Origin of the sequence: Kineosporia corallincola (assembly GCF_018499875.1) — a bacterium.
Taxonomy (GTDB): Bacteria; Actinomycetota; Actinomycetes; order Actinomycetales; family Kineosporiaceae; genus Kineosporia; species Kineosporia corallincola.
Genome location: NZ_JAHBAY010000002.1, coordinates 94,270 through 113,544, shown reverse-complemented (window position 1 = coordinate 113,544; position 19,275 = coordinate 94,270). Strand labels below are relative to the sequence as shown.

General features: G+C 69.4%; 19 protein-coding genes. 15 read left to right on the top strand and 4 right to left on the bottom strand.

Annotated elements, in window-relative coordinates; genetic code table 11:
• Positions 1-9: 9 nt before the first annotated feature.
• The 10 genes from KIH74_RS04745 to KIH74_RS04700 all read left to right on the top strand — a co-directional run bounded on the left by KIH74_RS04745 (position 10) and on the right by KIH74_RS04700 (position 8,597).
• A complete protein-coding gene (locus KIH74_RS04745) occupies positions 10-477 on the top strand; it encodes a phage tail protein (protein WP_214154522.1) in 468 nt (155 codons plus the stop codon).
• Positions 474-1,001 (top strand): hypothetical protein, encoded by a 528-nt coding sequence (locus KIH74_RS04740; RefSeq protein ID WP_214154521.1) that lies wholly within the window; start codon positions 474-476, stop codon positions 999-1,001. The genes KIH74_RS04745 and KIH74_RS04740 overlap by 4 nt, the downstream gene beginning before the upstream one ends.
• Positions 1,002-1,091: 90 nt before the next feature.
• Complete coding sequence (locus tag KIH74_RS04735) at positions 1,092-1,271, top strand: DUF6760 family protein (RefSeq protein WP_214154520.1); 180 nt, start codon at positions 1,092-1,094, stop codon at positions 1,269-1,271.
• Positions 1,255-1,731 carry a phage tail protein gene (locus KIH74_RS04730; RefSeq protein WP_214154519.1) on the top strand — a complete coding sequence of 159 codons (477 nt, stop codon included), beginning with the start codon at positions 1,255-1,257 and terminating at the stop codon, positions 1,729-1,731. Before KIH74_RS04735 ends, KIH74_RS04730 begins: the two co-directional genes overlap by 17 nt.
• Positions 1,728-2,036, top strand: a complete 309-nt coding sequence (locus tag KIH74_RS04725) for a hypothetical protein (RefSeq protein ID WP_214154518.1) — start codon at positions 1,728-1,730, stop codon at positions 2,034-2,036. The genes KIH74_RS04730 and KIH74_RS04725 overlap by 4 nt, the downstream gene beginning before the upstream one ends.
• Complete coding sequence (locus KIH74_RS04720) at positions 2,033-2,698, top strand: CIS tube protein (RefSeq protein WP_214154517.1); 666 nt, start codon at positions 2,033-2,035, stop codon at positions 2,696-2,698. Before KIH74_RS04725 ends, KIH74_RS04720 begins: the two co-directional genes overlap by 4 nt.
• Complete coding sequence (locus KIH74_RS38350; RefSeq protein WP_214154516.1) at positions 2,695-4,464, top strand: phage baseplate assembly protein V; 1,770 nt, start codon at positions 2,695-2,697, stop codon at positions 4,462-4,464. Before KIH74_RS04720 ends, KIH74_RS38350 begins: the two co-directional genes overlap by 4 nt.
• A 199-nt stretch (positions 4,465-4,663) precedes the next feature.
• The gene (locus KIH74_RS04710; protein ID WP_214154515.1) at positions 4,664-5,581 is read left to right on the top strand and encodes a hypothetical protein; all 918 of its coding nucleotides are present in this window, start codon (positions 4,664-4,666) and stop codon (positions 5,579-5,581) included.
• An 80-nt stretch (positions 5,582-5,661) separates the two neighbouring features.
• Positions 5,662-7,527 (top strand): Hsp70 family protein, encoded by a 1,866-nt coding sequence (locus tag KIH74_RS04705; protein ID WP_214154514.1) that lies wholly within the window; start codon positions 5,662-5,664, stop codon positions 7,525-7,527.
• Positions 7,528-7,556: 29 nt separating this feature from the next.
• Complete coding sequence (locus tag KIH74_RS04700) at positions 7,557-8,597, top strand: COG1470 family protein (RefSeq protein ID WP_214154513.1); 1,041 nt, start codon at positions 7,557-7,559, stop codon at positions 8,595-8,597.
• A gap of 9 nt (positions 8,598-8,606) precedes the next feature.
• Here the strand turns inward: KIH74_RS04700 and KIH74_RS04695 are convergent, their stop codons facing one another.
• Entirely contained in the window at positions 8,607-9,332 is a 726-nt protein-coding gene (locus tag KIH74_RS04695) for an NADase-type glycan-binding domain-containing protein (RefSeq protein WP_214154512.1), read from the bottom strand.
• 74 nt (positions 9,333-9,406) lie between these two features.
• On the opposite strand from KIH74_RS04695, the gene KIH74_RS04690 reads away from it, so the two are divergent.
• Together KIH74_RS04690 and KIH74_RS04685 are read left to right on the top strand one after the other, a co-directional pair.
• Positions 9,407-11,317 carry a dynamin family protein gene (locus tag KIH74_RS04690; RefSeq protein ID WP_214154511.1) on the top strand — a complete coding sequence of 637 codons (1,911 nt, stop codon included), beginning with the start codon at positions 9,407-9,409 and terminating at the stop codon, positions 11,315-11,317.
• Positions 11,314-12,792 carry a dynamin family protein gene (locus tag KIH74_RS04685; protein ID WP_214154510.1) on the top strand — a complete coding sequence of 493 codons (1,479 nt, stop codon included), beginning with the start codon at positions 11,314-11,316 and terminating at the stop codon, positions 12,790-12,792. Before KIH74_RS04690 ends, KIH74_RS04685 begins: the two co-directional genes overlap by 4 nt.
• Here KIH74_RS04685 and KIH74_RS04680 read toward each other — a convergent pair.
• A complete protein-coding gene (locus KIH74_RS04680; protein WP_214154509.1) occupies positions 12,767-13,018 on the bottom strand; it encodes a hypothetical protein in 252 nt (83 codons plus the stop codon). The two genes, KIH74_RS04685 and KIH74_RS04680, sit on opposite strands and share 26 nt — an antisense overlap.
• Before the next feature lie 320 nt (positions 13,019-13,338).
• Here KIH74_RS04680 and KIH74_RS38345 point away from each other — a divergent pair, with 320 nt between their 5' ends.
• Genes KIH74_RS38345 through KIH74_RS04665 form a run of 3 tightly spaced genes read left to right on the top strand, consistent with a single transcriptional unit; the run spans position 13,339 to position 16,879 of the window.
• Positions 13,339-13,953 carry a GPW/gp25 family protein gene (locus KIH74_RS38345; RefSeq protein ID WP_214154508.1) on the top strand — a complete coding sequence of 205 codons (615 nt, stop codon included), beginning with the start codon at positions 13,339-13,341 and terminating at the stop codon, positions 13,951-13,953.
• Positions 13,953-15,881 carry a putative baseplate assembly protein gene (locus tag KIH74_RS04670; protein WP_214154507.1) on the top strand — a complete coding sequence of 643 codons (1,929 nt, stop codon included), beginning with the start codon at positions 13,953-13,955 and terminating at the stop codon, positions 15,879-15,881. The genes KIH74_RS38345 and KIH74_RS04670 overlap by 1 nt, the downstream gene beginning before the upstream one ends.
• Positions 15,878-16,879: a hypothetical protein gene (locus KIH74_RS04665; RefSeq protein WP_214154506.1), complete on the top strand. Its 1,002-nt coding sequence runs from the start codon at positions 15,878-15,880 to the stop codon at positions 16,877-16,879. Before KIH74_RS04670 ends, KIH74_RS04665 begins: the two co-directional genes overlap by 4 nt.
• On the opposite strand, the gene KIH74_RS04660 is transcribed toward KIH74_RS04665, so the two are convergent.
• Both KIH74_RS04660 and KIH74_RS04655 read right to left on the bottom strand, forming a co-directional pair.
• Positions 16,823-17,728: a COG1470 family protein gene (locus tag KIH74_RS04660; protein WP_214154505.1), complete on the bottom strand. Its 906-nt coding sequence runs from the start codon at positions 17,726-17,728 to the stop codon at positions 16,823-16,825. The two genes, KIH74_RS04665 and KIH74_RS04660, sit on opposite strands and share 57 nt — an antisense overlap.
• Positions 17,725-19,272, bottom strand: a complete 1,548-nt coding sequence (locus tag KIH74_RS04655; RefSeq protein WP_214154504.1) for a COG1470 family protein — start codon at positions 19,270-19,272, stop codon at positions 17,725-17,727. The genes KIH74_RS04660 and KIH74_RS04655 overlap by 4 nt, the downstream gene beginning before the upstream one ends.
• Positions 19,273-19,275: the final 3 nt, after the last annotated feature.

Genomic DNA, 19,275 nt, shown 5'->3' with positions numbered 1-19,275 from the left:
CCCGAAACCATGCCCAACACACTCGTTTCCGACACCGCCCTGATCTCCAACGCCTTCTACCTGGAGATCGACGGCGCCCCGCTGACCATGCTGATCAGCGTCAGCGGTCTCGACATCAGCGTCGAGGCCACCGACCTGCGCCAGACCACGGCCACCGGCCAGGCGGTCTGGACCCGCACCCTCGGCACCAAGCAGAAGGGCGGCACGCTCCAGATGACCCGGCTGGCCGTGGTCGACACCGCCAGCGACGGCATCTGGAAGTGGTTCTCCGACACCTCGCTGAAGGGGTCGCTGGAGGCCGCCCGCAAGAACGGCTCGATCGTGCTCTACTCCTCCGACGGAAAGGAACTGGGGCGCTACAACTTCACCAACGGCTGGATCTCCAAGATCGGCCTGGACCAGCTCGACATCACCAGCGGCAACCCGCTGAAGGAGAGCATCACCCTGGAGATCGACCTGCTGGAGCGCGTGAAGTGAGAACCCTCTACCCATTCACCCTGCCCCGGGGGTACCTCGCCCCCGACGGCTCCGTGCACCGCGAGGGCATGATGCGCCTGGCCACCGGTCGCGACGAGCTGGAACCACTGCGCGACCCGTTCGTCACCGGCGCCGACGACCCCCGCCTGACCGTGCTCGTGCTGGCCCGGGTGGTCGAGAAGCTCGGCACCATCACCCATGTCACGCCGAACGAGATCGAGGGGCTGTTCGCCGCGGACCTGGCGTTCCTCCAGGAGTTCTACTCGGTGGTGAATTTCGGCGACCAGGAGAGCTACGAGAAGCTCCTGTCCAGCGCGGGCCGGCCCCGCACCGAACTCTCGGTACCCACCCCGGTGCCCGCGGGCGTCCACCATTTGACCGACACGGTGGTGGAACTGGACGGGCCGAGCCCTCCCGAGAATGCGGTGAATCCGTCCGCACCGGCCGCTCCTGGGCGTGTCCCGGGGCCCGCGATGCGCAGGGACGCCATCCTCGAGATGGTCGCGCCCGGCTCGCGAGGGTAGGTGCGGGCTCGCAGAACAGTGGACGTTCGTGGTCCCGGCCGCTGCCCGCGGCCGGGACCGTCGTCGCGGGAGGAGTCGTGGGGGACGACGATGCTGAGTTACCCGGCCGAGGCGGTCTGGCAGGAGACCGCCTTCCTGGCCTACCACCTGCACTGGTCGCTGGAGGCGGTGCTCGACCTGGAACACCTGGACCGGGTGCGGATGGTGCGTGCCGTGGCCAACCTGAACGAACGCGCCCGGCTGGAGGCCCGCGATGCCGTCACTTCTTGACACCAGTGTGCTGAGCGGTGCGCCGCCCACCGCCGCCAACTTCCTGCTGGAGGTCGACGGCCAGTCGATCGGCACCTTCGGCTCGGTGAAAGGGCTTTCGGTGTCGGTGGCGGTCGAGTCGTACACCGAGGGCGGCAACACCGGCTTCGTGCACCAGTTCCCGGGCCAGATGAGCTGGCCCAACCTGGTGTTCGGCCGAGGACTCACCGACTCGGACAACCTGTTCGCCTGGATGAACCGCACCGCCGGGCACGGGTTCCAGGCCGCCGGGGCCCGGCTGGAACGCACCACGGCGTGCGTCGTGCTGCTCGACACCACCGGAACCCGCATGCGGTCCTGGGAGTTCGACGACGCCTTCCCGGTGCGCTGGAACGGGCCCGACTTCGATTCCTCCCGCGGCACCCCGGTCACCGAGGAACTCGAGGTGGCCCACCACGGATTCAAGGCGAAGGCGCCATGAGCTATTTCGGCCGTTCCGTGCTGGAGCGCCTGCACCTGGAGAGCGCCTTCGTCCGGCCCACCCGTCCCGGGACCCTGATCCGGGCCCTGGCCTCCACACCGCGGCTCACCGGGGCACTGGCCCGGCCCGAGCCGGGTGGCGGCGTGATCCGCCGGGTCGTGCGGCCTCCCGCCCCGACCAACGTGCACCGTCCCGGTCCGGTCGGGGCCGCCGGGCCGATGATCACGCCGCAGGACGTCACGCGTCTCGTCGTCCCCCGTTCGCCGGTCGTCAGCCCGGCTGCTGATCCGGTGGTGGCCGGATGACGGCGACCGGCGCCCAGACCAAGGCGTTCTTCAAACCCGAACGCGGACAGCCGATTCCGTGCATGTTCAACCCGTCCGGCTTCTCCGTCTCCCGCTCGAACAAGTGGGAGATGACGCCGCGGCCCGGTCGTGGGCTGGGCCAGCTGACCTACCAGGGCTCCAGCAACGGCGACATGTCGGTCGACGTCTTCTTCGACACCACCGACACCGGCCGGCCGGTCACCGAGCACACCGACAAGCTGATGAAGCTGATGGACGAGGACCCGTCCCTGCCCGGGGCCGACCCGGCCAGCGGCAAGGGCAGGCCGCAGACGGTGGTGTTCAGCTGGGGCAACCTCCAGTCCTTCGAGGCGGTCGTCACCCACCTGAACGTGGAGCTGAAATACTTCTCGGCCACCGGTGTCCCGCTGCGGGCCACCGCGAAGGTCACGCTCAAGCAGTACGAGGCGGAGTACAGCTTCCCGCCCCAGAACCCCACGTCCGGCACCCGCCTGCCACACACCGCGCACCGGGTCAGCCCCGGCGAGACGCTCGACCGGATCGCCGCCCGGCACTACGCCGACCCGAACGCCTGGCGAATCATCGCCGAGGCCAACCACATCGACGACCCGCTCGCCCTGCGGCCGGGCACCCTCCTGGCGATCCCGGGGCAGGCATCGTGAGCGCGTCGATGCCCGTCGTGCCGACCGTGAAGTTCGGCGGTACGGCGCTCAGCCCGGCCGAGAACGACGACCTGCTGGCGGTTTCCGTGGACCGTGGCCTGCGGCGCGCCGCCCGGGCCGAGATCACCTTCAACGACCCGTATTTCGAGACGCTCCAGAACAAGGCCACCACCTTCGCCCCCGGGACCGAGGTCAGCGTCTCGTTCCCGGACCCGGCCGGCACCGCCAAGACCGTGTTCGACGGCACCGTCACCGGCCTGCGCGTCTCCTGCCCCTCCGACGCCGACTACCGCACGGCCGTCACCATCGTCGCCGAGGACGCCGGGGCCGGCCTGAACCACGTGGGCAAGAACTCCAGCACCGCCAACACCACGCTGGCCGACGCCCTGCGTGCAGCCCTGAAACCCCATGTCAGCGGCACCATCACGATCGAGGGTCTGCCCGCGGGCACCCGCGAGGCCGTACTCGTGGCCTGCTCGGCGCACGACCTGCTGGAGCAGATCTGCGACCGCTACGGGGTGGAGTGGTGGGTCGACCCGGCGGACAGGTCGTTCAACGTGAAGGCCGCCCCCACCGCGCCGTCCCCCATGGCCCTGACCCTGGGAGAAGACCTGCGCGACCTGGACTTCCAGGCCGCCGGCAAGACCACCGGCACGGTCTCGATGCGCGGCTGGGACCCGGCGACCAAGGCCGAGATCACCGGCACCAACCCGGCCGCCGCAGCCGCCACCCGGCCGGCGGTGCTGACCGGCGCCACGGGCTTCGCCCAGGCGGACACCGCGCTGGAGTACCAGGCCCATCCCTTCTCGGTGGTCGACGCCGCCGACCTGACCGCCCAGGCCACCGCCCACGCCTCCCGCCTGGCCCGATCCGGCACGGTGCTCACGGTGCGGACCGTGAACGTGACGCCAGGCATCTCGCCCCGCGACGATCTGGAACTGAAAGGGGCCGGGCCGTTGTCGGGAAAGCATCCGGTGGTCGCGGTGCGGCACGAGTGGGGTACGACGTCGATGACGACGGTGGTCGCCGGCGAACGGCCCGGAGGTTCGGCCCAGCGCCGGGACGAGACCATCGGCGGCGTGGTCGGCCCCGTGCCAGGCCTGATCACGGACATCAAGGACCCGAAAACCCTGGGACGCGTGAAGGTGAAGCTCCCGACCCTGGGTGACTCCGTGCAAACCGGCTGGGCCCGAACCGTTCTCAGCTCGGCCGGGCCCCAGCGCGGGATGGTGGTGCCGCACCGGGTGGACGACGAGGTGCTGGTCGGGTTCGAGGAGGGCGACCTCCAGCGGCCGGTGGTGCTGGGGGCCCTGCACAACGGCAAGGACGCCGCGCCCGTCGCCACCGGCGGCCGGGACGCCGACCTGTCCGCCGGGCTTACCTCGGGGAACGGGCACCAGGTGGTGCTGACCGACGCGGCGGCGCCGGGAAGCAACGTGATCGACATTCAGCATGCTTCGAAGCATCAGGTTTTGCTGGCCGGGGATCAGGTGCTGATCAAGGCGGAGACCGGGACGCCGCTGAAACTGGTTGCGGGGCAGGCTTCGATCACGCTGGATGCTTCGGGGAAGGTGGAGATCAAGGGGGTCTCGGTTTCGGTGATCGGACAGACGTCGGTCAGTGTGAGTGGATTGCAGGTGAGTGCGAAGGCCGATGCGGCGCTCACGCTGGAGGGGGCGGCGAGTACCAGTGTCAAGGGTGCCACCGTGTCGGTGAGTGCTGATGCGCTTGCTTCGGTGAAGGGTGCCAGTGTGGCGATAAATTAATCGCAGCAAGGCTTTTCATTACCAGATCCAACTCACTCCCGTCCATGAACAGCCAATCACCCATTCAGTGCCGCCAACCGCTTTTGAAGGAACCATGAAAGATTTACCAACTCCTTCCAGTACCGTTGCTCCAACGTCAAATTCACCGAATACAGGAACCGATAGAAAGAACGACTTGAAGGCGCATTCAACCGGGAGCATGAGTGTCACAGAACTTAATTCCAGCGACGAGAACTACGAGCTTGAGCCGAAGAAACCTCTTATAACGAACGATGAATGGGTCGCGCATCTTAAAGAATCCCTTACGCTGACCAAAGAGGGAATCTTGCGCTTCAAGCAAATCATTGCGAGCCAGCGAGATCGCGACAATCTTCAAGAATTGGACTCTCTCGCCACGCTCGAAATCGAACAAGAAATGGCCGAAAAGCAACTTACCCACTTACTCAAGACCTCTGAAGGTGAGCCTCCTAGTCAGAAGAAAATTTTCGTGGGTCCAATTCTTTCCGAAGGCACAAAGGCCGATCGTACTAGAAAGAGATACCTCGACAGCCTCGCCGAACCTGCGATTGAAGAACCCCCCACTGACAAATCGGATCTCGGAAAATGGATAACGTCTCGCTTTACAACAGCCAACAAATTCTTGGAAGAAGCGAAAGCCGCAATGCTTGGCTTCGAGGCAGTCTCAGCCGCCAAGCGTTCTAGCCACATTGATGCCCCCTCCGCCGTGGCCGTAGGTTTCGATCTAAAGACAGGAAGGATTGTGGTCGGCGAAAGCTCCTCTGAGCCCCACCCCACAAAGGGCAACCCATCAACCTACTGTGCCGAAGACGACATCGTTCGAAAACTATCTGCCGAGAACAGATTGATCGACATCAAATTTACTAACGCATACGGATTCCGAGACCCCAAAGAAAACGAGGTGCGAGATTCACGACAGCTTAGCTACATTGGTCCGTGCGGACCATGCCGAGGACTGTACAAGCCGTCACAATGGAAAGACTGTTTGCCAAAGGATGACGAGTGGCAAAATCGAAAGCAGCCGACACAGAAGAATCTCATGTGGGTACCGAAGGCGAGTACGCAACATATTTCTCCTTCTCCGGGAGCAGACTCCTGAGACGGTTGCAAGATCAGGACTGGCTGATCATCCATCGCCGAGATTCGGCCGAGTACCGCTGACTTTGATCTGGAGCGCTTATGGGATACGTGCTCGGCGTCGACCTGGGGACGACGTACACCTCCGCCGCAGTGCTCGAAGACGGCGGGGATCCGCACATCTTCTCCCTCGGTGATCACGAGTTCTTCGTCCCCTCGGTCCTGGTCATGGAGAAGGGTCACGACGTCGTCGTGGGAGAAGCGGCCGAGCGCCGGGCCGCAACCTCACCCGAGTGCACCGCCCGCGAGTTCAAGCGCCGCCTCGGCGACGCCACCCCGGTCATCCTCGACGGCGTCCCGTATTCGCCGCAGGCGCTCATGGCCGTGCTGCTGCAATGGGTGCTGGATGCCGTGACCGCGCGGCAGGGGGAGCCGCCGGCCGGGGTGGCCGTCACCTACCCGGCCAACTGGGGTGAGTACCGCAAAGAGATTCTCGCGCAGGCGGTTGCGCAGGTCGGAATCAAGAATCTGATCCTGCTCACCGAGCCCGAGGCGGCGGCGGTGGAGTACGCGGCGATGAACCGGATCGACGCTGGTGGCACCGTGGGGGTGTACGACCTCGGGGGCGGCACGTTCGACGCCGCCATGTTGCGGCGCACATCGGGTGAGTTCGAGCTGGTCGGGCGGCCGGTCGGGGTGGAGCAGCTGGGCGGGATCGACTTCGACGAGGCGGTTTTCGATCACGTGCGGCGGGTGATCGGGGACGAGGCGCTCGACGTCGATCTCACCGACCCGGCGATGAACACCGCTCTGCACAAGTTGCGGCGTGACTGTGTGCTGGCCAAGGAGGCGCTGTCGCACGATGTGGAGACCACTGTCCCTGTCAACCTTCCTGGCGCCAACACGGTGGTCAGGCTCACCCGGGGCGAGCTGGAGGAGTCGATCCGTCCCCTGCTGACGCTGACCCTGGAGGCGTTCCGTCGGTCCCTCGAATCATCCGGGCTGGCGGCCGAGGACCTGAGCGCGGTTCTGCTGGCCGGTGGGTCGTCCCGGATACCGCTGATCGCCGAGCTGCTGTCGGAGGATCTGGGGCGGCCGGTGTCGGTCAATGCCGATCCCAAACAGATCGTGGCTCTGGGAGCGGCGATCCGGGCTCATGAGCTGCTGGCGGTGAAGACGGCGCCTGCGCCTGCCCCGGCTGAGCCGGAACCCAAGGTGGTTCCGCACACCCGGGTACGGTCGGTTCCGGAAGCTCTGGACCCGTCGCGGTGGGTGGCGTGGGGGATGCGGGTGGCGGCCGTGCTGTTCGGGGTCGCGATGATCCTTTTCGCCGTACGGGGTGTCGATACAGGTGGCGGAGGCGGGGCGGAATGGTGCAAGGGGGAGACGACCGGGGATCTCTCCGCCAAACTGGCCCTGTGTCTGACCGGCACTCAGAACAAGCTCGGTAACGGCCCGGCGTCCATGACGGTCGCGGGCATCACCTTTCGGGTACCGGGACAGTCCGTGAAACCGGGCACCGCGGACTATCCGAAGGATTTCTCCCTGAGCAGGTTTCAGCACGTCCTCACCGGCCCCTTCGACGTTCATCGCCGGAACTCCGGCGGTGTCGAGTACACGGCTCTGATCAAGCCCCGGAACGATCTCGGGTTCGGGGGCCTGCTGAGCGTCCCCGGCGTGCTCGGGGTCATTCTCGTCCTCGTCGCCTACAAGTCGGTCCAGTATCGCCTGCGCCTGATCCGCCGTGGGCTTCGTACCGCGTCCAGCAGTGTGCTGTCGGTGGGCGTGGCCGGGGCCGTCATCGGGGTGGGTGCCTGCCTGATCGGGTGGACGCTCGCCGATCACTTGCTGACCGCCGGCCTGCTCGTGGTCTGCGCGGTCACCGGGCTGCTGGCCGGGGTGAGCCGCGCCGCCGCTGACGTCCGGGTGGGCGCGCGGGTGCTCGCCCGCAACGCAATCCGCTCCTGACCCACCCCGTCCCGGTACCGTGGACCATCGTGGACACCCCGCTCATCACCCTGGACACCAACCGGATCCGGCTGGAACCCGGCGGCCAGGAACGGGTCCCGGTGTCCGTGCGCAACCCCGGCCACCACGCGGAGGTGCTGCGGCTGGACCTGGTCGGGCTGGAGCACGGCTGGTGGGAGGTCCAGCCGCCGGAACTCGACCTCGGGCCCGGCGAGGAGGCGACCGCCCTGGTGGTGATCCAGCCTCCGGCGAACGCCCCACTCACCGACGACCCCATGCCGTTCGGCGTGCGGGCCCGGTCGTCGCAGACCGTGCGGTGCTCGGCCGTCGAGGAGGGTGATCTGGAGATCGGGCGGGTGCTCGACCTCCAGGCCGTGATGAAACCCGTGACGTCGTCGGGGCGCTGGTGGACGAGTCATCGCATCACGTACACGAACTGGGGCGACACCGACGCCCGCATCCAGGTGTCGGCGGAGGGATCGGACGAGCACCTGGACTTCCGGCTCCGGCCTCAGGAACTCGTCGTGCCGGTGGGTGGCAGCGCCGTCACTCTCCTCCGGATCCGCCTGAGAAGGCTGACGCTGCGCGGGATGTCCGCCTGGCATCCGTTCCGCGTGGTGCAGCGGTCGGCGAGCCTGTCGCCCAGCACCGGGTCCTCCGTCGTCCACGGGGCCTTCGAGCAGGTGCCGGTACTGTTCCGCGGCTTCACCGCACTGGCCGGAATTGTCGTGGTACTGATGATGTTCGGCGTCGGCGGCGCCATCGTCAGCGATCTGACGAAGGACCCGGACAAGACTACCCTGCCACCCGTGCCACCGGACGCGCCCACGGTCGAACGGGACGCGGGGAGGGCGACGGTCACCTGGACGCCGGTGGACGGTGCGACGGGTTACGAGGTCTGGCGGCAGGTGGCCGGGCAGCAGAGGAAGCTCGTCAGGCCCGCGAAAGCGACATCCGGCTACCGGCACAGGGATTCGAGGCCCGCGTGCTACAGCGTGGTCGCGGTCGCGGGAGATGCCGGGGACGGCGGCCTGCCCAGCGCGCCCAGCGCACCGGGCTGCCTCGAATGAGCGAGACGATCAGATGCGCCAGAAGCTGATCTCCCCGATCAGCACGGGCTTCCCGGTCGCTCCCGGCTGATACACCTCGTCCATCCTGATCGTCACGGACGACGCCTTCTCGTTGACGCGCTTCCACTGCACCCGGTGGGTGTCGTGCAGATCGACCGGGATCGGATCATCCGTATCCCCCCAGGTCATCGTGATCTTCTTCGGTCGCCGGACGGACTTGTCGTCCGACGAATATCCTGTCTCGAAGGAGATTTCCCGGATCTGTGTCTCGCCCGGGAACCGGATGACCAGTGTGCCCGAACCCGCTCCCGCGGTCATCCACCCCCGGTTGCGGATGCCGTCGACCGCCCAGCGCTGCACCTCCCAGGTGTTCACGGGAGCGGCGGCGTCGGCATCGGTGATCTGCCACCAGCCGAAGTGGTACATCAGCCAGTGATCCGGCCGCACCTGCACGAGAGCCGCCACCAGCACGAGCGGCACCATGCCGTAGGCCAGGCGCACCGCCCAGCCCGCGGGCCCCAGGCCCGGCGTGTACGGCGTGCGCCCGAACAGCCACTTCCGCATCCGCACCGCATACGGAATCCGCACCACCGGGCGCGACGGCGGAGCCTCGATCATCCACGCCCCGCACCGCTTGCAGAACCGGCGCTCCGGGCCGTTCTCCGTGCGGCAGGCCTCGCAGACCGTGGCGGTAGCCCCGGCGGACGACGGTGGTGCGGTCTCGGTACCGGACATCGGATTCCCCCCGGGATGTGCTGGCAGGCTCAAGTTTCGCATCGTCGCGGGCCGAATTCACCAGGGTGCCGAGCGTGGATCCGGGGACACCGGGACTGACCGCATCATGTCCGGGTTGCGCCCGGGACAATCCCGGCGATTCCTCGTTCTGCGGCGGTTGCGGACAGCGACTCGAGCCAGGCGCGACCGGGACCGGGACCGGGACCGACCAGATCAACCGCACCACGGGCGTCCTCGATCTGGCGCGCAACCTGGCCGAGCAGCACGAACGGCAGGACCTCAGCCGTCACCTGGCCGGCACCCAGGCCCGGCTGGCCGGGCGGATTCTCGGCGTCGTGGTGGTGGGCGAGTTCAAGCGGGGCAAGAGCACTCTGGTGAACGCCCTGCTCCAGAACGAGGTCTGCCCGGTGGACGCGGACGTCGCCACCGCCGTCCCGATGTTCGTCCGGCACGGCGATGCCCCGAAAGCCACGGCGTACTTCGGGCAATCGAGAGATCCCGGCGAAACCGCTCTGGACAGCGAGCCGGTCGAGATCGGGGAGCTGGCCGTCTTCGTCGAGGATTCCCGGAATTCCGGGCTGCACTCCGTCGAGATCGCGCTCCCCCACCCGTTGCTGGAAGACGGGCTGTGCCTCATCGACACGCCGGGCGTGGGCGGTCTGGAGTCCACCCACGGGGCGATGACGATGGGTGTGCTCGGTTCCGCCTGCGCGATGGTCTTCGTGACCGACGCCTCGCAGGAGCTCACGGCACCCGAGATGACCTTCCTGAAAGACGCTCTGGAGCGGGTACCACGCGCGGTGTGCGTGGTGTCCAAGACCGACATCTACCCGCACTGGCGCAGCATCGTCGAGCTGAACCGCGCGCACCTGGCCGCCCACGGGGTGGACGACGTGCCGGTGGTGCCGGTCTCGTCGTTCCTCCAGCTGGAGAGCGAACAGACGCGGGACGAATCGGGTTTCGTGGATCTGCTCGACTGGCTCCGGACGGAGGTGGCCGAGCCGGCGGCCTCCGAGGCGGTCACGGCCGCGCACCGCGATCTCGGCTTCGTGCGCGAGCAGCTCAGCCTGGAGATCGCGGCCGAGCAGCGGGTGCTGAGCAGCCCCGAGATCGGGCCGGTCGTCACCGAGCAGCTGCGTGCCTCCGCCGAACGCACTCGGCGCCTGCTGGAGCCGGACAGCCAGTGGCAGCAACGGCTCTCGGACGGGATGGAAGACCTGATCGCCGACATCCACCACGACCTGGACGAGCGGCTGCGGAGGCTGGCCGGGCGGGCGGAGCAACTGATCGACCGCACCGACCCGGAGCAGAACTGGCCGACCATGGAGGCCTGGATCCAGCGGCAGGCGATCCTGGCCGCCACGGCCAACCACGAGCTGCTCGCCGCCCGGGCGGCCGACCTGTCCGCCGAGGTCGCGAGCTCCTTCGCGGCGGAGTCCGGGGTGCCGCTCAGACTGGGGCTCAGCGCCCCCGCCGAACTGCTGCACGGAGTGCATCTGGGACAGGTGGAGCTACCGCCCGGCGAGCCGCTCATCCCCAAGATGGTGTTCCTCGGCCGCACCGCCGCGATGGTGCCGTCCTTGGCCGTCCCGATGATTTTGCAGCACCCCGAGTACATCCCGCTGATGGGGCCGCTGGCGCTGATTCTCGGCGCGGGGATCGGCAAGAAGATCCTCCACGACGACTACGAGCGTCTGGTGCACCAGCGCCGTCAGCAGGCCAAGACGGTGTGCCGGGCGTTCATCGACGAGGCCAAGTTCGTCGTCGACAAGGACTGCAAGGACTCCCTGCGCCGCACCTGGCGCGAGCTGCGTGACGACTTCGGGGCCCGGGCCCAGGTGCTGCACGAAACCTCGCGCCGCGCCATGCATTCGGTGGAGCGGGCCGGACGGCTCGACGAGCGGCAGCGCCGGGCCCGCTCCGCCGAACTCGACGGTGACCGACGAAACCTCGACGCCCTCCAGCGTCCTCGGGTGGAGAAGTGAGCGCCGAGCTGGGAGGCGACCTGACGGCGTCCGTGCGTTACCTGGTGGCCCAGGCGCTGGAACTGGCACTCGACGAGACCACGTCCGCACAGCTCCAGGACACGCAGCGCCGCCTGTCCGAGCCCCTGCGCGTCGCCATCGCCGGACGCGTCAAGGCCGGGAAGTCCACCCTGCTCAACGCTCTGGTCGGCGAGGAGCTGGCGCCCACCGACGCCGGCGAGTGCACCAGGCTGGTCACCTGGTACGTGGGCGGGAACAGCCCGCGCGTCGCCGTCCACCATCGGGACGGGCGCGTGGAACAGCGCCCCTACCGGCGGGCCACGGGGGCGCTGACGGTCGACCTCGGGGTGCCGGTGGACGACGTCGACCATCTGGAGGTGACCTGGCCGTCGTCCCGGCTCAGCGACGTCACCCTGATCGACACGCCGGGCATCGGCTCACTGTCGGCCGAGACCTCGCTGCGGGCAACAGCTTTACTACCTGGGGACGACGAGCGCACCGCAACCGTCGACGCCGTGCTGTATCTCCTGCGGCACGCGCACGCCGACGACATCCGCTTTCTCGACGCCTTCCACGACGACGAGTTCGGCCGGGGCACACCGGTGAACGCGGTCGGGGTGCTCTCGCGCGCCGACGAGATCGGTTCCCTGCGACTGGACGCGCTCGACGTGGCCGCCCGGGTGGCCGCCCGTTACCGCTCCGACCGGCGCATCCGGAAACTGTGCCCGCTGGTGGTTCCGGTCGCCGGGCTGGTGGGGCATGCCGCGATGACGTTGCGGCAGAACGAGTACCAGGTGCTGGCCCGGCTCGCCGACCTGCCGCGGGAACGCCTGGATCGGCTGCTGCTGACCGCCGACCGGTTCCTCGACACGCAGGTGCCGGTGCCCCGGCGGGAACGGGCGTACATCCTGGACCGGCTGGGCCTTTTCGGCGTGCGAGACTCGCTGCGGGCGATCGAGGCCGGTGAGGCGCGCTCGGCCGCGGAGCTGGCCGCGCGGCTGAACCGGGTGAGCGGCCTGGACGACCTGCGCGAGATCCTGCTGCGGCAGTTCACCGAGCGCAGCCGTCTGCTGCGCGCCCGATCGGCGCTGACCGCGGTGCGCGCCGTGATCCGCCGTGGGGGCTGCGCCGAGCCGGGACGCCTGGAGACGATCGTCGAGGAGGTCACCTCGTCGGCGCACGAGTTCCGCGAGATCCAGTTGCTGAACGACCTGCGCGCGGGTGCGGTGACGGTGCCCGAGAGCCACCGGGAGGAGGCCGAGCGGCTGCTCGGGGCAACCGGTTTCGGGATCGCGGCCCGGCTGGGCCTGCCGCCCGGCGCCGCCGACGGGGTGATCTCGCGGGCGGCACTGGGGCAGCTGGGCTTCTGGCAGACCCTGGCCGGCTCCCCCGGCACGAGCCGTCAGCTGCGGGTGGCCTGCTGGGACATCGTGCGGACGGTGGAGGGCATCATCGCGTGTGCTGAGCGGCCCTGACGGTCGTGGTCAGGTCGGTGAGCATCTCGATGATGCGCCGGACATGCGACCTGATCACCGCCATCTCGGCGTGCAGTTCTCGCTGCTCTGTGCGGATCGCCTCCTGCCCGCGACGCAATTCGCGCACGCCCGAGCGCAGATCACTCATGTCGGCCCGCCACTGCCTATCCTCCGGCGCGGTGACGACGCCGTCCTCGATCCCCAGGCCCTGTTCCACCACGGTCATCCGGGTCTCCGTACTTGCCATCATCAAACCCCCGCCTTCGAGCGTCCACCGATCCGGCCCGTGTGCACGGTCTCCCCGTACAGGCGCGAACGGCAGCTGGCACCTTCACCTGGAGCACCCCCTCGTGGCCCGGGCATCAGCAGATCCGGAGTATGGGCCCCGTTCCGCCGATCAGGAATATGCCACATGAATCGGGACAAGCCCAAATGTTCGCGGGACGAATCGCCCTCGCCCGCCGTCCGTACTTTCCCGTGCAGAAAACAGCGCCTTATATCGCCCGATCGGCTCAAGGCACGGCGCCCGGCACCGAGTAAGCCATCGTGAACGGCGACGAGAGCACCCCCACGGACATGCCCGAGGACGACGGCGGCACCGTCGACCTGACCACGCAACCACCGGTCACCGCCGCGCTGATCCCCGGCCAGCGGCGTCCCACAGCGGTGTCGGCGGGGGACGACGCGAACGTGGCCGTGCCCACCCGCCCCGCGGAACTCGACCCGGCCCCGATGACGGCGACGCCGCGCGAGGTGGTCGACTTCATCGGCCGCGGCTTCGCCTGGCCGATGCGGGTGGACGCCAGCGGCTCGATCGCGCTCACGTCGGGTGCCGCCGATCTGGACTCCTCGGTGCGGATGGTGCTGCTGACGGCTCCCGGCGAGCGGCTGATGCGGCCCGATTTCGGTTGCCGCATCCATGAACTCGTGTTCGAGCCGATCAACCCGAACACCCTGGGCCTGATCCGGCACGCCGTGCGCGAGGCGCTGGCCCGCTGGGAGCCGCGCGTGGCGGTGGAGGAGGTGGACGTGGTCGCCGCCCCCCGGGTGCCCGGGCTGGTGGACATCCACGTGGGCTACCGGGTGCGGGCCACCAACGACCGGCGCAACCTGGTGCACCCGTTCTACCTGATCCCGCAGGAACGTGAGGCGGGCAGCTGATGCCTCTGCCCGTACCGACCCTCGACGACCGCCGCTTCCAGGACTTCGTGGACGAGGCGAAACGCGCCATCCCACGGCACTGCCCGGAATGGACCAACCACAACCTCAACGACCCGGGCGTCGCGCTGATCGAGCTGTTCGCCTGGATGTGTGACCAGCTGACCTACCGGCTGAACCAGGTGCCGGACCGGCTGTACCTGCAATTCCTCGACCTGCTGGGCATCGAGCCGTTCGCGCCCGGGGTGGCCGCCTGCGACCTCACGTTCTGGCTGTCCGACGTGCTGGACCACGACGTGCGGGTGCCGGCCGGCAGCCAGGTCGCCACCGGCTCCGGCCCCGGCGAGGCGGTGGTGTTCGGCACCGTGGAGGACCTGGTGATGAGCCCGCCCCGGCTCACCCAGGTGCTGACCACCACGGCCGGCCCGGACGGCACCCGCGACCTGATGCCGTCACTACGGCTGGGGCTCGACGAGCCGTGCTTCGCGGCCGAGGGGGACGCCGTCAACCTGGGTTTCGCGCAGTCGCTGGCGGGATCCGCCCTGCGGCTCACCTTCTCGGCGTCCGCCGCCGGCACCGGCATCAACCCCGGCAACCCGCCGATCGCCTGGCAGGCCTGGACCGGCCAGGACTGGTCCCTGCTGCCGGTGCACCGCGACAGCACCGGCGGGCTGAACCGGCCCGGCGAGATCATCCTGCTGATGCCCCGCTCGCACGGCGCCCAGGCGGTCGGGGGCCGCACCGCCTACTGGATCCGCGCGGTGCTGCGTGACCCGGACCCCGGCGAGCCCGCGTACACCCGTCCGCCGCGGATCAGCGCGGTGAGCGCGGCCGTGGTCGGCGGCACCGCGGCGGCGGAACACTCCGAGGTGCTGCCCGCCGAGGTGGTGGGCCGCAGCGACGGCCGGCCCGGGCAGGTGTTCAGCACCGCGCGCGGGCCGGTCGCGCCCCGGCGGCCCGGGGAGCACGTGCTGGTCACCGGCCCGGACGGCGACGAGATCTGGACCGAGGTCAGTGATTTCACCCGTAGCGGGCCCTACGACCGGCATTTCGTCTGGGACAGCGCCAGTGGGGCGATCCGGTTCGGGCCGGCCGTGCGCCAGCCGGACGGCTGGGTGCGGCGGCACGGTGCGGTGCCGGCCGAGGGGGCCACGGTGTCGGTGACGGGCTACCGCGTCGGGGGTGGCGCGGCCGGGAACGTCGGCGCCCGCACCCTGGTCGCACCGCGCACGCCGCTGCCCTACATCACCACGGTGACCAACCTGAGAGCGGCCACCGGCGGCTCGGACCCGGAGACAGTGGACGAGGTGAAGGTGCGCGGGCCGCTGACGTTACGCACCGGGCGCCGGGCCGTGACCTCGGCCGACTTCGAGCAGCTGACTCTGGAGAGCAGCCCGCGCATCGCCCGGGTGCGCTGCGTGCCGCCGGAGCGGCCAGGTGGTCCGGTGCGGCTGCTGATCGTGCCGCAGTTGCTGCCGGTGCAGGGCTTTCGCTCGATCGACGACTTCGCCCTGGAAGAAGCTCTGCTGGAACAGGTCACGCAGTCGCTGGAACCGCGCAGGCTGGTCGGCACCCGGATCGAGCTGACCACGCCGTACTACGTCGGGGTCTCGGTGGAGGCGACGATCCGGGTGGCCGTGGGCCGGGGCGCCGCCGGGGTGCGGCACGCGGCGGAGCAGCTGCTGCGCTCGTGGCTGGACCCGATCGAGGGCGGCGCCGACGGCACCGGATGGCCCTTCGACAAGGACCTCACGGCGGCGGCCATCGCCCTGCGGCTGGAGGGCGTGGAGGGGGTCGCGTCGATCGAGGACGTCTGCCTGTACGAGTACGACCTGCGCACCGGTGAGCGGGTCGGGCCGGCCCGGGAGGTACTGAAACCCGGTGCTGACAGCCTGTTCCTGCCCGCCGGGCTGAGCGTGGTGAACCGGTGAACGCACCCTCTCCCGGCTGGCTGGTGCGCCAGCTGCCGGTGGCGATGCTGGAGGACGACTTCACCGCCCGGTTCGCGACGATCTTCGAGGACGTCGCGGGCACGCTCGTGCACTCGGCCGACAACATCGGCCGGGCGGCGGATCTCAGCGTCACCCCGGACCCGCTGGTGCACTGGCTGGGCAGCTGGATCGGTGCGCCCGCCGACCCGGAGGAGAATCTGCACGACGTGCGGGAGCGGGACTGGGTGCGCGCCCAGGCCCGGGCCCTGAGCGCCCGCGGCACCAGCACCGGGCTGCGGGAGCTGCTGGAGCAGCTGTCCGGCGGCCACCCGGTGGAGATCATCGACGGCGGCGGGGTGTACCGCGAGGACACCTGTCCCGACGACGACACCGGCTGGGTGATGATCCGGATGCCGTTGCCGGGCAACACCCTTCCCGAGTATGTGCTGGAACTGGTGCGGACCGAGGTGCCGATCGGCGTGCGGGTGGAACTCGTCGTGATGCCCACGCCCGGCATCGCCTCCGCCGCCTTCACCGAGCTGATTCCCTCACCGCGCGAGCCGGAACCGGAGACGCCCGCGCAGGAGCGGTGGACGACGGTCGCCGGAGGGCCGTTCTTCTGGGACGGCGGGCCCGGAGACGTGCACCCGCCGCTGGGCGAGGCGGTCACGCCACCGGTGGTGGCGGAACCGGCTCCCGCCCTGGCCGGGCCGGCCCGGCGGCTGCCGGGAACCGGGGGGCGGGCCGTGCGGCCGGGCCGGTTGTGCCCGGCCTGCGCGGAACCGGCCGAGGCGGTGGCGGTCGAGTGCGCACGGTGCGGTTCTGCCCTGCGGGTGACGACGTCGCCGGTGGTGGAGACGGAACCGCTGGAGGACGATGAACCGTTCGTGTGGCCGGACGGCCCGTGGGACGAGGAGCCGAGGCCCTGGTGGATGGCCGGGTTAGTGCTGGGCGGCCTCCTGCTGGCTCTTGTCGTCGGTCTCCTTCTTCTCCGGTGACCGGCTCAACTGCACGTCGGGAAGCGTGGCCGGGTTCGCCGAGGTGACATCGAGCACCACCTGCTCGGGCTCATAGCCGGTTTTCGTGAAGGTCAGGGCGTAGAGTCCCGGCGGAAGTGTCGTGGTCCACGGTGTGCCGTTCACGACCTGGTCAGGGACGGTGTGGTCCTCGGTCTGCCCCTGGGACGCGTTGCTGAGACTGTTCAGGTTCAGCTTCGTGAGCTCCACCCGGATGCCCTTGACGTCCTGCGCGCCGTCGGCCTGTACGGCGATGCTGACCGAAACCTCCGAGGGCCCCCTGTACGTCGGTGACTCGGTCGGCGTCGGCGTCGGCGTCGTCCCGGACCCGGTGCTCCCCCTCGGGGGTTTCAGGACCAGGGCGCGCTCCAGCGGCCGGAACAGGGTGTCCGGCCGGAGCAGCACCAGCACCGCCGCCACGGCTGTCGCCATCCCGAGGGCCACGGACACCACGATCCACCGGCGCCGTGGGTGCCCGGGCCGGGCCGTCTCGGGCGGCGGGGGCGAGGGACGCCTCACGCCCAGTTCCGCGTTCACGGCCTGCATCGGCTGCTGCGTGGTCTGCGCGGTCAGGGCCCAGGGGTAGCAGCCGACCGGTGTGCCCGTCGGTGGGGTCAGGTAGACGAACACCTCGGCGGAGTTGTGCGCCGGCAGCGTGAGGACGTGCGCCGGCGGACACCACCCGGCGGGCAGTCCCTGGGCCAGGATCACGGTGCGCAGCGGCTCGTCGGTGAGGTTGGTGACGCGGCCCGGAACCACCACGGTGGTGCCGGCCTCCACCAGGCGGTCGGCGACCTCCAGGCGCAGGTCCTGGTCGGCGTCCTCGTTCACGAGCCGTCACCGTTCGGGAGACAGAGCGGATTGTGGACGTCCGACGCCACTTTCCGGGGATCGGTCACCAGGGTGACGGTGTCGGCATCCCGGTTCTCGCCGTTGTCCAGCTCGATCGGGACGGCCTCGGACGTGTGTCCCTTCTTGCTGACGGCGATGATGTAGCTGCCCGGGGTCGGCAGGTCCCGGGCCACGTAGACCGCGTCGCCGTCCGGCGAGGTGGCGTCCGCGACCAGCGCGCACGGCACAGCGGTGTTCTCACCGGCGAGGATCTGCACCTCGGCACCGGTGGGGTCGTCCAGGTTCAGCGTCACGGTGACCGAGCCGCGCGCGACGCCGACGAGCATCGGCGGCAGCGTCGTCACCCCGTTCACCGAGGTCTCCGTGTCACCGCCGCGAGCCGTGACCACCCGCGCCGCAGCAGCATCGGTGACCTGCGAGTACCAGGTGGGCACCAGGTCGGCGCCGCCGAAGCGGATCAGGTAGTCGCCGCTCTCAGCCAGCTCCGCACTCCAGTTTCCCTGTTCGTCAGGCGGTTTCGCCCAGACCGGGTGCCCGGGGTCGTCCGCGGGGTAGACCGAGACCCGGAGCTTCTTCATGAGCCGCGCCTTCTCGGCGGTCCAGGATCTGTCCGAACTGTCGGAGGTCACCCGGAACCCGTCCCCCACCACCTCGACCCGGCCGGTGAACCAGCAGGGACACTTCTCCGCGCCGATCCGCGGGGCGTGGGAACCCGGGTCGCTCACCGCCGCCAGACGGCTGTCGGTGTGCTCCTGGTCCACGTCGTTCTTCTTCAGGATCGCGTAGGCCGCGCCCACCCCGATCGCGATCACCAGCACCATCGCCGTCACGGTGCAGCCCAGGGCGAGCACCGTGCGGCTGATCCGCGCGTTCTGGAGGAAGGCGCCCTGAGCGGAGAGGCCGTCGAGCGGCACGCCCAGCCGGCGTTCCTCCGCCGTGCGGGCGTCCGCGTAGACCGAGAACAGGTGCGGCCGCGGCATTCCCGTCAGCGGGCGCCGTCGCGACACGGTGACGGACAGCCGCGCCTCCTCCCCCGGCGCCAGCTCCACCCGACCGGGATCGAACGCGAAGCTCAGGCCGCCCTCCTCGTCCTGCCCCGTGAGTGGCCGGGAAATGACCGTGTTGCCGGTGTTCTCGGCCCGCAGCCCGAAGCGGGCCTCCTTGCCGCCGTGCACCAGATGCGGCTTCAGGGTCAGCAGCAGCATCTCGTGCCCCGGCACCTCGACGCTCACCGGGCACAGGACACACTCGTGCGGCACCCCGGTCTCGCGCACCTGGACGGTGACCTGGTGCAGCCCGGCCGGAAACCCCTCGGGCAGCAGCAGCGTGACGGCGACGGTGCGCGACTCCCCGGGGAACAGGGACACCTCGGGCTCGTCGATCACGGCCCAGTCCGGGTCGGCGCCCAGCACCCGCACGGCGACGCCCGCGATGACGTCGCGCACGTTCTCGATCCGCACGGTCAGCTCGGTGGGCTGCCCGGGCCGGTGGATCAGCGTGGCCGGGGTGACCTCGACAATCATCGG